General features: G+C 64.6%; 13 protein-coding genes. 6 read left to right on the forward strand and 7 right to left on the reverse strand.

What is annotated here, in order from left to right; translation table 11 throughout:
• Nucleotides 1–54 precede the first annotated feature (54 nt).
• The 4 genes from F2P45_RS17120 to F2P45_RS17135 form a co-directional block, all read right to left on the reverse strand.
• On the reverse strand, nucleotides 55–1086 hold the full coding sequence (locus tag F2P45_RS17120; protein ID WP_166877539.1) for an NHL repeat-containing protein: 1032 nt from the start codon (nucleotides 1084–1086) through the stop codon (nucleotides 55–57).
• 265 nt (nucleotides 1087–1351) lie between these two features.
• Nucleotides 1352–1924 carry a DUF2141 domain-containing protein gene (locus F2P45_RS17125; RefSeq protein ID WP_166877541.1) on the reverse strand — a complete coding sequence of 191 codons (573 nt, stop codon included), beginning with the start codon at nucleotides 1922–1924 and terminating at the stop codon, nucleotides 1352–1354.
• A gap of 102 nt (nucleotides 1925–2026) precedes the next feature.
• Complete coding sequence (locus F2P45_RS17130) at nucleotides 2027–3952, reverse strand: CocE/NonD family hydrolase (protein WP_166877544.1); 1926 nt, start codon at nucleotides 3950–3952, stop codon at nucleotides 2027–2029.
• Between the two features lie 205 nt (nucleotides 3953–4157).
• Entirely contained in the window at nucleotides 4158–5783 is a 1626-nt protein-coding gene (locus F2P45_RS17135) for an FMN-binding glutamate synthase family protein (RefSeq protein WP_166877545.1), read from the reverse strand.
• A 96-nt stretch (nucleotides 5784–5879) separates the two neighbouring features.
• Between F2P45_RS17135 and F2P45_RS17140 the strand changes: the two genes are divergently transcribed.
• Genes F2P45_RS17140 through F2P45_RS17150 form a run of 3 tightly spaced genes read left to right on the forward strand, consistent with a single transcriptional unit; the run spans nucleotide 5880 to nucleotide 7735 of the window.
• Nucleotides 5880–6551 (forward strand): glutathione S-transferase family protein, encoded by a 672-nt coding sequence (locus F2P45_RS17140; protein WP_166877548.1) that lies wholly within the window; start codon nucleotides 5880–5882, stop codon nucleotides 6549–6551.
• Nucleotides 6552–6555: 4 nt separating this feature from the next.
• Nucleotides 6556–7332: a 5'-3' exonuclease gene (locus F2P45_RS17145; RefSeq protein ID WP_166877579.1), complete on the forward strand. Its 777-nt coding sequence runs from the start codon at nucleotides 6556–6558 to the stop codon at nucleotides 7330–7332.
• Between the two features lie 19 nt (nucleotides 7333–7351).
• On the forward strand, nucleotides 7352–7735 hold the full coding sequence (locus F2P45_RS17150; protein WP_166877551.1) for an ANTAR domain-containing response regulator: 384 nt from the start codon (nucleotides 7352–7354) through the stop codon (nucleotides 7733–7735).
• 95 nt (nucleotides 7736–7830) lie between these two features.
• Here F2P45_RS17150 and mnmA read toward each other — a convergent pair whose 3' ends face one another.
• Entirely contained in the window at nucleotides 7831–8946 is a 1116-nt protein-coding gene (gene mnmA, locus F2P45_RS17155; RefSeq protein WP_166877554.1) for a tRNA 2-thiouridine(34) synthase MnmA, read from the reverse strand.
• A gap of 30 nt (nucleotides 8947–8976) precedes the next feature.
• Nucleotides 8977–9462, reverse strand: a complete 486-nt coding sequence (locus F2P45_RS17160; protein ID WP_166877557.1) for an NUDIX hydrolase — start codon at nucleotides 9460–9462, stop codon at nucleotides 8977–8979.
• 245 nt (nucleotides 9463–9707) lie between these two features.
• Between F2P45_RS17160 and F2P45_RS17165 the strand changes: the two genes are divergently transcribed.
• The 3 genes from F2P45_RS17165 to F2P45_RS17175 all read left to right on the forward strand — a co-directional run bounded on the left by F2P45_RS17165 (nucleotide 9708) and on the right by F2P45_RS17175 (nucleotide 12698).
• On the forward strand, nucleotides 9708–10820 hold the full coding sequence (locus tag F2P45_RS17165) for a Re/Si-specific NAD(P)(+) transhydrogenase subunit alpha (RefSeq protein ID WP_166877560.1): 1113 nt from the start codon (nucleotides 9708–9710) through the stop codon (nucleotides 10818–10820).
• 94 nt (nucleotides 10821–10914) lie between these two features.
• Nucleotides 10915–11241, forward strand: a complete 327-nt coding sequence (locus F2P45_RS17170) for a proton-translocating transhydrogenase family protein (RefSeq protein ID WP_166877563.1) — start codon at nucleotides 10915–10917, stop codon at nucleotides 11239–11241.
• Nucleotides 11238–12698, forward strand: coding sequence for an NAD(P)(+) transhydrogenase (Re/Si-specific) subunit beta (locus F2P45_RS17175; RefSeq protein ID WP_166877566.1), 1461 nt, complete (start codon nucleotides 11238–11240; stop codon nucleotides 12696–12698). Before F2P45_RS17170 ends, F2P45_RS17175 begins: the two co-directional genes overlap by 4 nt.
• Nucleotides 12699–12798: 100 nt before the next feature.
• Here F2P45_RS17175 and F2P45_RS17180 read toward each other — a convergent pair whose 3' ends face one another.
• Complete coding sequence (locus F2P45_RS17180; RefSeq protein ID WP_166877568.1) at nucleotides 12799–13254, reverse strand: Hsp20 family protein; 456 nt, start codon at nucleotides 13252–13254, stop codon at nucleotides 12799–12801.
• Between the last annotated feature and the right edge of the window lie 190 nt (nucleotides 13255–13444).

The raw sequence follows: 13444 nt of genomic DNA on the forward strand, positions 1-13444 counted from the left end.
CTGTGTGTGCTTGCATGGGGTGGCTTTCCTGATGTATTGAGCCGGCTGTGTGATTCAGGATGCGCGCGCGCCGGGTCCGGGCAGGGCGCCTGCGCCGCGCGGCATGGCTGGCGACAGGTGCGGCGCGCGGCTCCACGGCGTGATCTTGTATACCGTCGAAAAACGGGTCCAGTACACCTCGCCATTCGGGCCGAGCGCCATCAGGGTCAGCGGGTAATCCTGAACCGGGTTCTCGAGCGGGATCGGCGCATCTTTGTCGGGATCGAAAAACGTGCTGATCGTACCATCCGTATCGACCTGCAGGATGCGCGCATCGTCCGACAGAAAAATGCGGCCGCCCGCATCGACCGCGACCGCGTTGATATTGCATCGCACCGCTTTCGGTGCCGTGGTGCGTTCCGCGCAGCCGCTGTGCGGGCCGGTCCTGCAGGTGCTTTCATCCGGCGTGACGGGCGTAATCGGTGTGGCAAGCGCACAATCGCCGCCCTGGGTTGCCAGCCGGACGGCGCGCCCATCGGGCAAGATGCGATACACCCCGTGGCCGCTGCTCGCCACGACCACGCCGCCGTCGGGATGCGCCGCCAGGGCGCCAAGCATCCGTGAGGCGTCGTCGGCCGCGCCGTCCGGCACTGGCAGGAGCACTAATTTTCCCGCGCCCGAGACTTTGTATGGCCCGTCCTGTGACAGCATGTACAGCGTGCCCGTCTTGTCGACGGCAATCGGCATCATGCCACCGCCCATGGTGTACGGCGCCATGGCGGTGTCGGCATGGGCCAGCGCGCTGACCTTGCCATCGGTAGCGATGCGCTTGACGCGCGCCGAGGCAAAACAGCCCAAACGCGGTCCGCTGCCATCGAGCGCATACAGGTTTCCCAGCCCGTCGGCCGCCAGCGTGGTCGGCGATTCCAAGCTCCTGTGCCGCGACGGATTGCTTTCCTGCTCATCCCGGTCGGTGAACCTGGTGCGCTGTCCGGGCTTGCTCACGGCGTACACATCGTCTTCTCCGATCGTGGTGATGTAGAGCGTGCCGCGCACATCGACCGCCATGCCGTGGACTACGTGTTTGCCGTCGACAAGCACCTCCACGCGCGGCGCCCGGGCCAGCCGCTCGCGCTGCCGCGCCTGGTCGGCATAGGCTTGCTGGCGCGGGAAGTGGCAGGCCGCAGCAAGACGCCGGCGGCTATTACGGCCAGGCTGAGGAAGATGCTGCGGCGGGCGCCGGGAGCTGCGGGCATGCGATGACCTTTTCTGTGTGTGTTTATCCATTGTAACAAGGCAATAAACACTGACAGAATTTATTCGCACGCCCGGGCGCGTGCTGGCTATCTGGCGGCGCCCAGATCGATGGCGGTCAGGTAGCCGGCTTGTCCCGGCACCAAAAATCGACCGGCGCCCAGTAGCCGCGCCGCCCGGCGTCGGCCGGCATGAGCGGGTCGTCCATGCTGGCGATGGCGATGGCGCCGGCCTGGGTGCTGTGGGTTTTTGCGGGCAGGCGCGCGGCGACCGCCGTGCCGGGCGCGATGGCGCTTTGCGGCGCCGCCGACATCACCACATCGAGGCTCACCAGCGAACCGCTGCCGCTGGCGCGCACCGGCGCCATGCCGTAAATGCCGACCGGTTCGCCGGCGTCGAGCGTCAGGTTGCCGTTGGCGTCGCCGAACGCGAACAGGGCGTACTCGCCCTTTGGCACGATCAGCTCATAGCCGCCGGCTTCATGCAGCACGGCATAGTGCGCGATGTCGAGGCGGCCGTCGCGCCGGGTGGCGGCGGCGGCGACCACCGGGCCGTCCCAGGCCTGCGCGCTGGTGACGTGGCCGGCCAGCACGGTGGAGGCATAGAAGGTGGCCGATTCCTCCTTGAGCCTGACCAGCGAGCAGGCGCTCAGGCAGAAACAAACGCTCAGCCAGAAACAACGAGTTACCACTACCGTACCGGATCGATTTCGCAAGGGACGACTATTCAATGCAAGCCAAGGGAACTCACCTTATACACACTATCGGCGCGCCCGGCAGGCCCGGGCCCCGGTTTATTTCGCCAGCGGCAGCACCGGCAGTTCGACCGCGCTTTCCATGCCCGGCGCGTGGAACACCTTGTGCGTGGCCTTGCGGTAGTCGCCCGGCTTGGCGAAAAAAATATTCGGCACGAAGGTTTGCGGATTGCGGTCGTACAGCGGGAACCAGCTCGACTGCACCTGCACCATGATCCGGTGCCCTTTCAGGAACACGTGGTCGGCGTTGGGCAGGGCGAAGCGGTAGCGTTCCACCTTGTTCGGGGTGATGGCCGCCGGCTTGTCCAGGCCCGTGCGATAGCGCCCGCGGAAGATATCCATGGCGATGCCCAGCTGGTAGCCGCCCAGTTCCGGCTGCGAGGCCACTTCGTCCGGATACACGTCGATCAGCTTGACCACCCAGTCGGCGTCGCTGCCCGTGGTCGAGGCGAACAGGTTGACCATGGCCTGGCCCGAGATCTGCAACGGCGCATCGAGCTTGTCGGAGACATAGGTCAGCACGTCCGGGCGGTCCGAGAACGAGCGCTGGTCGGTGGCCAGCCACGGCTTCCAGACCGCGCCGTCGAACATGCGCACCGGACGCGGGATGAACGGCACCGGCTTGGCCGGGTCGGACACGTAGTCGTCGGCCTGGGTTGAAGCGGGGGCGCCGGCGGCCGGCTTGTCGAAGTCCAGGCGCGCGCCGGCTTTCAGGTACAGCGGCCGCATCACCTCGGTGAGCGGCCACTTGTCGAGGCGCTGCCACTTGTTGGCGCCGGTGCGGTACGACAGCACCGGCGGCGTGTCGGCCTTCGGCGCGCCGTCCTTCAGGTACTGGTTAAAGAAGGGCAGCATCACGTCGCGCCGGAATTCGGCGGCGGTGTCGCCGGTGAAGCGGATCGGGCCCAGGCTGGAACCGTCGTAATTGACGCCGCTGTGGCGCCACGGGCCGACCACCAGGTGGTTCATGTTGTTGCCGGTGTCGAGCTTTTCGGTGGCGGCGTAGGCGGCGTAGGGGCCGTAGATGTCTTCCTGGTCCCAGCGTCCCACCACGTGCATGGTCGGCACCTTGAGCGGACGCGCGCCGAGCACGCGGTCGAGCGCCTGGTTCTGCCAGTAGCTGTCGTAGGCCGGATGCTCGAAGATTTTTTTGGCGAAGGTCAGCTGGTCGATCCCGAAGCGCTTGGCGTAGTCGGAGGCGGAACCGGCGCGCAGGGCGAATTCGTAGTCGTCGTAGACGCCGGTGGCAATCGCCGGGCCATTGCCGCGCGCGGCGGTCTGGCCGGCGATGTACGACAGGTTATTGACGCGGAAGGCGCCGTTGTGGAACCAGTCGTCGCCGCGCCAGCCGTCCACCATGGCGCTCATCGGCACCGCCGCTTTCAGGGCCGGGTGCGGATCGGCCAGCGCCATGAGCACCGTGAAGCCTTCGTAGGACGAACCCGCCATGCCGACCTTGCCATTGCTTTGCGCGATATTCTTGACCAGCCAGTCGATCGTGTCCCAGGCGTCGGTGGCATGGTCGACCGGGGTGTCGTTGAGCGGGCCGCGCAGGGGGCGCGTCATCACGTAGTCGCCTTCGGAGCCGTACTTGCCGCGCACATCCTGGTAGACCCGGATGTAGCCGTTGGCCACATACCCGTCGTCACCTTCGGCCAGCATGGAGGCCATGTGCGGACTGACGTTACGCTCGCTGCGCTTGGCCGCGTTGTAGGGCGTGCGCGAGAGGATCATCGGCGCGCGCGTCGCGCCCTTGGGAATGGTGATCACGGTGTGCAGCCTGACGCCGTCGCGCATCGGAATCATCACGATGCGCTTGACGTAGTCGGCGCCGTTGTCGAGCGGTTGGAACGGGGTGGCGGCAATATCGGGCGCCATCGGCGCGGTCTGGGCGCAAGCCAGCGGGGCGGCGGCCAGAAGAATCAGGGACAGGGCGGACAGGCGGATGGTGCGTTGGCGCGGCATTCATTATCTCCAGAAGGGTCTTGTCGTCGGTGCGAATCATTCTTGCAATATTGTTCGATAGTACCTAACCACGCGGCGCTATGCAATCCGCATTGCGCGCCATGTTCGCGAATGTGAAATTTGCTTGTCACTGTGACAAACTGCGCTTTTTGCGCCGGATAATCCATGTATCCTCGCTGCCCCGCTCCTGGCGTATGGACCGGCTTCAGGCCAGCGGCTGGAACGATTCGGCCTGCGCAATCGGCCAGTACAGCCCGAACACGGGCGGCAGGCGCTCGATCTGGTCCGGGTCGAGCAGTTCGCCTTCGGAGAGGTAGGGAATCAGGGTCGAGACCTGCTTGACCTGGTTGGGCGAGACGCGCCGCACCAGGTGATGGGGATTGAGCTGGTCGGGATGGGTCAGTCCGGCGGCGGCGATCAGATGGGCCAGCGCCTTCATCGTACTCTGATGAAAATTGGCCACGCGCGCGGTCTTGTCGGGCACGTCGAGCGCCTTCTGGCGCTGCTCGTCCTGGGTTGCCACGCCGGTCGGGCAGCGGTCGGTGTGGCAGCTCTGCGACTGCACGCAGCCGAGCGCGAACATGAAGCCGCGCGCCGAATTGCACCAGTCGGCGCCGAGCGCGATGGTGCGCGCGATGTCGAAGGCGGTGATGATCTTGCCCGAGGCGCCGATCTTGATCTTCTCGCGCAGGCGCGCGCCGACCAGGGTGTTATGCACCAGCACCAGCGCTTCCTGCAAGGGCGTGCCGACGTGGTCCGAGAATTCGACGGGGGCCGCGCCGGTGCCGCCTTCGCCGCCGTCGACCACGATAAAGTCGGGCACGATGCCGGTCGCCAGCATGGCCTTGACGATGCCGAAGAACTCCCACGGGTGGCCGATCGCCAGCTTGAAGCCGGTCGGCTTGCCGCCCGAGAGGGTGCGCAGGCGCTCGATAAAGTGCAGCATCTCGATCGGGGTCGAGAAGGCCGAATGGCTGGCCGGCGACAGGCAGTCGACGCCCACCGCGACCCCGCGCGCGGCCGCGATTTCGATGGTCACCTTGGCGCCCGGCAGGATGCCGCCCTGGCCCGGTTTGGCGCCCTGCGACAGTTTGAGTTCGATCATCTTGACCTGCGGGGCGGTGGCGTTGACCACGAAACTGGATTCCGAGAAGCCGCCGTCGGCGTCGCGGCAGCCGAAGTAGCCCGAGCCGATTTCCCATACCAGGTCGCCGCCGTGCTGGCGGTGATAGCGGCTGATGCTGCCTTCGCCGGTGTCGTGCATGAAGCCGCCGAGGCGCGCGCCGCCGTTCAGGGCCAGGATGGCGTTGGCCGAGAGCGAGCCGAAACTCATCGCCGAGATGTTAAAGACGCTGGCGCTGTAAGGCTGCGCGCGCGGGCACGACGGGTGGTTGCCGATCTCGATGCGGAAGTTGTAGTCGCCCATGGGCGCCGGCGCCATCGAGTGGTTGATCCACTCGTAGCCGGCTTCGTAGACATCGAGCTGGGTGCCGAACGGGCGCTTGTCGGTTTCCATCTTGGCGCGCTGGTAGACGATGCTGCGCTGGTTGCGCGAGAACGGCTTGGCCTCGGTATCGTCTTCCAGGAAGTACTGGCGGATCTCGGGGCGGATCGATTCGAAGAAAAAGCGGAAGTGCGCCAGGATCGGATAATTGCGGCGCAGGGCGCGCCGGGTCTGGGCCAGGTCGGCGATGCCGAGCGCGGCGAGGGCGCCGCTGATGACCGCCAGCCACCATCCGGGACCCTCGCCCCTGAACGCGAGGATGGCCGACCATCCGAAGACGAGCAGTGAAATCAGGAAGGGCAGGTAGCGCGGCGAGACAAAGCTCATGGGGGACTCCGTAGTTAAAAAGCCTATCTACCGGGATAGGCTTTGTACTGTAACAATGCTAAGCTAACGCCGATTAACCCCCGGCGAAAGAACGCGATGATCATTGTCCACCATTTGAATAATTCACGCTCCCAGCGTATTTTGTGGCTGCTGGAGGAATTAGGACTGGCGTACGAGATCAAAAAGTACCAGCGCGACGCCAAGACCATGCTCGCGCCCCCCGAACTGCGCGCGGTGCACCCGCTGGGCAAGTCGCCCGTGATCACCGACGACGCCAACACGGTGGCCGAATCGGGCGCCATCATCGAGTACCTGCTCGAACGTTATGGAAACGGCAAATTCGTCCCGCCCGCCGGCACCCCGGACAAGCTGCGCTACACCTACTTCATGCACTACGCGGAAGGCTCTGCCATGACGCCGCTGCTGATGAAGCTCGTGTTCGACCGCGTGGAAAAGAGCCCGATGCCGTTCTTCGCCAAGCCGATCGCGCGCGGCATCGCGCAAAAGGTCAAGGGCACCTACATCCTGCCGCAGATCGCGCAGCACCTGGCCTACCTGGAGGCCGAACTGGCCAAGTCACCGTGGTTCGCCGGCGCGCAGTTCAGCGGCGCCGACATCCAGATCAGCTTCGTGCTGGAGGCGGCCGCCTCGCGCGGCGGCCTGGGCGACAAGTATCCGAAGCTGATGGATTTTTTGAACCGCATCCATGCCCGTCCAGCTTACCAGCGCGCGCTGGAACGCGGCGGCCTGTACGAACTGCTCAAGTAAGGCCGTGGGCAAGCTGCTGGCCATCGACGGGCTCAATATCGTACGGCGCGTGTACGAGGCCAGTCCCGAACCCGATTCGGCCGACAAGGCCGATATCGCCCTGCGCCACGCGCTGTCGTCGTTCCGTAAACTCCTTAACGCGCATGGCCCGACCCACGTGCTGGCCGCGTTCGATCATGGCGGGCCGACCTGGCGCCACGCACTGTATCCGCGCTACCGCGAGCAGCGCGCACCCATGCCCTCCTTCCTGCGCGACGCGCTTCCCGGGTTTCATGCGAAGCTGGCGGGCGAGGGGCTGCACGTGCTGGTGCTGCCGGACGTCGAAGCCGACGATGTGATCGGCACCGGGGTGCTGCGCTGGCTGGCCGAAGGGCGCGGCGAGGCGATCGTGGCCTCCACCGACAAGGACTTGCACGGCCTGATTGCGCACGGGGCGCTGGTGTGGGACCATTTCAAGGGCGAGTGGCACGATGACGCCTGGGTGCGCAAGAAGTTCGGGGTGGCGCCCGAGCTGCTGGCCGACCTGCTGGCGCTGATGGGCGACGTGACCGACGGCGTGCCGGGCGTGTCCAAGGTGGGCATGAAGACGGCGGCCAAGCTGCTCAACGCCTACGGCAACCTCGATGCGGTGATGGCCGGCGCCGGCATTCTCAAGACCCCGGTCGGCGAGCGCCTGCGCGCCGAGCGCGAGGTGTTGTATTTGTCGCGCCAGCTGGTGCAACTGAAGACCGACGTGCGCCTGGGCGTGACCTGGAACATGCTGGCATTCGAAACCTTCTGAACAAAAAGGAAAAGACGCGATGTTAAAAGCAGTGATCGTCGATGGAAATGCGATTTCGCGCGGCTTGTTGAACAGCGTGTTGACGGAGGGCGGCTATAACGTGGTCGGCGACACGCACACGGGGCTCAAGGGCTATCTCATGGTGCAGAAGCACCATCCGCAAATCGTGTGCGTGGCGCTGGAGCAGGTCGAGGATGGCGGCGAGATCGTCGAACAGATCCGCGCGCACCAGCCCAAGACCTTGATCTTCATGGTCTCGGGCACGCTCGACGCGCCCACCGTGCAGGCGGCCGTGGCGCGCGGGGTGCAGGGGTTTATCGTCAAGCCGTTCAAGGCCGACGCGGTGCTCAACACGATCAGGAATACGGTGCTGGCGGTGATCAAAAAGCAGAAAGCCAGTTAAGCCCCGATCTCGCTGGCACCAACTTGGGTTCCCGCCAAGGGGGCCGCCAAGGCCGGGAACGACGGCGCTGGCGGCGGGACTGACGGTGAAGCGATTTATCCCGCCGTCGATCCCGCGATAATCCCGCCGCCCAGGCACACGTCGCCGTCGTACAGCACGGCCGACTGCCCCGGCGTGACCGCCCACTGCGGATCGGTAAACCCCAGGCCGAAATTGCCCATGCCGTCGGGCGTGAGAACGCACGGCACGTCGGCCTGGCGGTAGCGCGTCTTGGCCGACATGGCGCGCGCCTCGGGCGGACTGCCCGCCACCCAGCTGGCCTGGTCGGCGTGCAGGGTCCCCGACAACAGCCACGGATGGTTGTGTCCCTGCACGATGTACAGGGTGTTGTTCTCGATATCCTTGCGCGCCACGTACCAGGCGTCGCTCGATCCATCGTCGTTCTTGTACTTCTTCATGCCGCCCACGCCGATGCCCTTGCGCTGGCCCAGGGTGTAGAACGACAGGCCCACATGTTCGCCCACCACGGTGCCGTCGTCGGTCTTCATCGGCCCCGGCTTGTACGACAGGTAGCGGTTCAGGAAATCGCGGAACGGGCGCTCGCCGATGAAGCAGATGCCGGTCGAATCCTTCTTGGCGGCGTTCGGCAGCGCCAGCTTTTCGGCGATCTTGCGCACCTCCGTCTTCGGGATTTCACCGAGCGGGAACAGGGTGCGCGACAACTGCGCCTGGTTCAGGCGGTGCAGGAAGTAGCTCTGGTCCTTGGTATGGTCGAAGGCCTTGAGCAGCTCGAAGCTGCCGGCGTTCTCGCGCACGCGCGCATAGTGGCCGGTGGCGATCAGGTCCGCGCCCAGGTGCATCGCATGATCGAGGAAGGCCTTGAACTTGATCTCGGCGTTGCACAGCACATCCGGATTCGGGGTGCGCCCGGCCTGGTATTCGCGCAGGAAGTCGGCGAACACGCGGTCCTTGTATTCGGCCGCGAAATTGACCGCTTCGATGTCCACGCCCACCACGTCGGCCACGCTGGCCGCATCGATCCAGTCCTGGCGCGTCGAGCAGTATTCGGAATCGTCGTCGTCTTCCCAGTTTTTCATGAACAGGCCGACCACGTCGTAGCCCTGCTCCTTGAGCATCCACGCCGCCACCGACGAATCGACGCCGCCCGACATGCCGATCACGACTTTCTGCTTTTTCCCTGCGTTCGCCATTACATTACATCCGTCTACGGGGAGATCCCCTTAAGTTAATCCACCCTCGAACACCGAGGGGTGGGTGTGCAGCATCGCCAGAGGCATGCGCCGGCCGCCAAGGTAGTCGTCCACGCACTGCAGCATCAGCGGGCTGCGGTGGCGCTCCTGGCAGGCGGCCATTTCGTCGCGCGTCATCCACAAGGTGCGGATGATGCCGTCGTCGAGCGGCTGGTCGTGCTCTGCGCCGGCTTCCCCGCAAAAGGTGAAGCGCAGGTAGGTCACGTCGGTGCCGCGCCGCTTGGAGGTGTAGCGCGACATGTACACGCCCACCAGCGCCTGGGGCGTGAAGTCGTACGCCGTCTCTTCCAGCACTTCGCGCACCACCGCCTGGGCCAGCGTTTCGAGCGGGTCGAGGTGGCCCGCCGGCTGGTTCAGGCGAATGCCTTCGCTGGTCTCTTCTTCAATCAGGAGGAACTTGCCATCACGCTCGATGATGGCGGCAACGGTAACGGAGGGTTTCCAGATATGCGGCATGCGTGTCCTTCAAAATGAGCCGTCATTTTACCTTCATGCAGCATCGGTTGCCGATCCGGCATCGAACACAAGCTTAAACCAGGGAACACCGTATTGATCTGATACAAGAAAACGGTGGATTGTGCGCAGTGTGCAGTGCAACCGGTTTGGATCTGGAGGACTTCATCTATAAAAAACGGATGGTCGTGCTATTTTCGGGTTTGCGTGTACTATCGTGAGCAGTTTATTAATTCTATGGAGGCGTCATGAGAATAGGCATACCGGCCGAAACGCGGTCGGGTGAAACCCGTGTTGCTGCAACTCCCGAGACGGTCAAGAAGCTGGCCGCCAAGCACCAGGTGGTGGTCCAGGCTGGCGCCGGCCTGATGGCCTCGGTCACCGATGACGCGTATGCCGCGGCCGGCGCCAGCATCGGCACCGCGCTTGATGCATTCGGCTGCGACGTGGTGCTCAAGGTGCGCGCACCGAACGCCGAGGAGCGCCCTCTCATGAAGCCCGATGCCGTGTTGATCGGCATGCTCAACCCTTTTGATACCGAGAATATCGCCGCCATGGCCGCCGCCCGCCTGCGCGCCTTTGCGCTCGAAGCGGTGCCGCGCATTACGCGTGCGCAGTCGATGGACGTGCTGTCCTCGCAGGCCAACATCGCCGGCTACAAGGCCGTGATGATGGCGGCTAACACCTACCAGCGCTTCATGCCGATGCTGATGACCGCCGCCGGCACCGTGAAAGCGGCGCGCGTGCTGATCATGGGCGTGGGCGTGGCCGGCCTGCAGGCGATTGCCACCGCCAAGCGCCTGGGCGCCGTGATCGAAGCGTCCGACGTGCGCCCGCCGGTCAAGGAGCAGGTCGAGTCGCTGGGCGCCAAGTTCATCGACGTGCCGTATCTCACCGAGGAAGAGAAGGAAATCGCCAAGGGCGCGGGCGGCTATGCGCGCTCGATGCCGGCCGACTGGATGCGGCGCCAGGGCGAACTGGTACACGAACGCGCCAAGCTGGCCGACATCATCATCACCACCGCGCTCATTCCGGGCCGCGCCGCGCCGGTGCTGATCTCCGAAGAGACGGTCAAGGCCATGAAGCCCGGCTCGGTGATCGTCGACCTGGCGGTGTCGCAGGGCGGCAACTGCCCGCTGTCGGAACTGAACAAGACGGTGACCAGGCACGGGGTCCACATCATCGGCGAGCCGGACCTGGCGACCCTGGTGGCGGCCGATGCCTCGGCCCTGTATGCGCGCAATGTGCTCGATTTCCTCAAGCTGATCATCGACAAGGATGAACAGCTGGTGATCGACCGCGAAGACGAGATCCTCAAGGCCACCCTGGTGTGCGCCGATGGCGCGGTGCTGCGCAAATAGAACGCAGGGCGCTGCAACGCCAAACCAAAGATATAGCAAGTCAGGGAGGACGGGCCGCGGCCCGCCGTCACATCAACGTCAAGAGGGAGGCAGCATGGAAGTCAGTCACACCATCATTAATCTCATTATCTTCGTGCTGGCGATTTACGTCGGCTACCACGTCGTCTGGACCGTCACACCCGCACTGCATACGCCCCTGATGGCGGTCACCAACGCCATCTCGGCGATCATCATCGTCGGCGCCATGCTGGCCGCCGGGCTGACCACCGGCATCGTCGGCCAGGTCTCCGGCACCGTGGCGGTGGCGCTGGCAGCGGTCAATGTGTTCGGCGGCTTCATGGTCACCCAGCGCATGCTCGAGATGTTCCGCAAAAAGGAGCCGAAAGCGGCAGCGGCAGCCAAGGCGGGGGAGCACGCATGAATTACATCAGCATGAACCTGGTGACGATGTTCTACCTGATCGCGTCGGTGTGCTTCATCCAGGCGCTCAAGGGCCTGTCGTCGCCGGCCACCGCGCGTACCGGTAACGCCTTCGGCATGAGCGGCATGGCCATTGCCACCATCACCACGGTGGCGCTGATCTTCAAGCTGCAGGCGCAGGCCGCCAGCAGCGGAGGCCTGGGCTTTACGCTGGTGCTGATCGGGGTGGTGGTCGGCGGCGGCATCGGCGCCTTTGCCGCCAAAAAGGTCGAGATGACCAAGATGCCGGAACTGGTGGCGGCGATGCACTCGCTGATCGGCCTGGCCGCGGTCTGCATCGCGGTCGCCGTGGTGGCCGAGCCGTGGGTGTTCCAGATCACCACGCAGGGCGTGGCGCTGCCGTTCGGGAACCGCCTCGAACTGTTCATCGGTACCTTTGTCGGCGCGGTGACCTTCTCGGGTTCGGTGATCGCTTTTGGGAAGCTGTCGGGCAAATACAAGTTCCGCCTGTTCCAGGGCGCGCCGGTCAGCTTTCCGGGCCAGCACATGCTCAACCTGGGCATCGCCATCGCGCTGATCGCGCTCGGGCTGGTGTTCTGCTTCGCGCCCGGCGTGGAGCCGGCCTGGACCCCGTTCATCATCATGGCGGTGCTGGCCTTCATTCTGGGCGTACTGATCATCATTCCGATCGGCGGGGCCGACATGCCGGTGGTGGTGTCGATGTTGAACAGCTACTCCGGCTGGGCGGCGGCGGGCATCGGTTTTTCGCTGAATAACTCGATGCTGATCATCGCCGGTTCGCTGGTCGGTTCGTCCGGCGCGATCCTGTCGTACATCATGTGCAAGGCGATGAACCGCTCGTTCTTCAACGTGATCCTGGGCGGCTTCGGCGGCGATCCGGCGGCGGCGGCGACCGGCGGCGCGCAGGAGCAGCGCCCGGTCAAGTCGGGTTCCGCCGACGACGCGGCCTTCATCATGAGCAATGCCGAAACCGTGATCATCGTGCCGGGCTACGGCCTGGCGGTGGCGCGCGCCCAGCACTCGCTCAAGGAGCTCGTTGAGAAGCTGACCCACAAGGGCGTGATCGTCAAGTACGCGATCCACCCGGTGGCGGGGCGCATGCCGGGCCACATGAACGTGCTGCTGGCCGAAGCCGAGGTGCCGTACGACCAGGTGTTCGAGATGGAAGACATCAACGGCGAATTCGGCCAGACCGACGTGGTGCTGGTGCTTGGCGCGAACGACGTGGTCAACCCGGCGGCCAAGGATCCCAAGTCGCCGATCGCCGGCATGCCGATTCTGGAGGCGTACAAGGCCAAGAGCATCATCGTCAACAAGCGCTCGATGGCGTCCGGCTATGCGGGTCTGGACAACGACCTGTTCTACCAGGCCAACACGATGATGGTGTTCGGCGATGCCAAGAAGGTGATCGAGGCGATGGTCAAGGCGGTCGACTAGGAATCAGCAGCAAATCAGCAGCAGCATCAGCAGCAAAAAAACGCCGCCCGGTAGCATGGGGCGGCGTTTTTCATGGGGCCGGCAGGCCCCGGTCAGACGATCAGGCGGCCTGGCGCTGTTCCAGCGCCTGCACGTTGTCGCCGCCGTCGATGACGATGCGGCGCGGCTTGAGCGCCTCGGGCACCTCGCGCACCAGTTCGATGGTCAGCATGCCGTTGTCGAACGAGGCCGTGGTGACCTTGACGTGGTTCGCCAGCTGGAAGCGCTGCTCGAAATCACGCGCCGCGATGCCACGGTGCAGGAAGGTGCGCTCGGTGTCCTCTTTCTGCTTGCGGCCGGTGATGTGCAGGCTGTCGCGTTCGGTGATGATCTCGACTTCCGAGCGGTCGAAGCCGGCCAGTGCCATCACGATGCGGTACTTGTCTTCGCTGACCAGTTCGATGTTGTACGGTGGATAGCTGGGCTGCGCGTCGGCGCGCTGCGATTCCAGCAGGTTGGCCAGGCGGTCGAAGCCGATAGCGGAACGATAGAGAGGAGCAAGGTCGAATGGTCGCATGATAAGTATCCTTTTAGAAGTTAAGCGATAAGTTGACGGACCTCCGTGGAGCATCCGTTGAATCGTAAGCGATCCATCAACCCCAGACTGTTCAGGAAGTCACGCCGCTGGTTAAATCGGGGGTATGCAAATCCTTCATATTCCACGGCAGCAGCGCCGCGACGTCATCCACGGTTTTCGCCGCTGGCAA

It is taken from the genome of Massilia mucilaginosa (assembly GCF_011682145.1).
In the GTDB taxonomy this organism is placed as follows: domain Bacteria; phylum Pseudomonadota; class Gammaproteobacteria; order Burkholderiales; family Burkholderiaceae_D; genus Telluria_A; species Telluria_A mucilaginosa.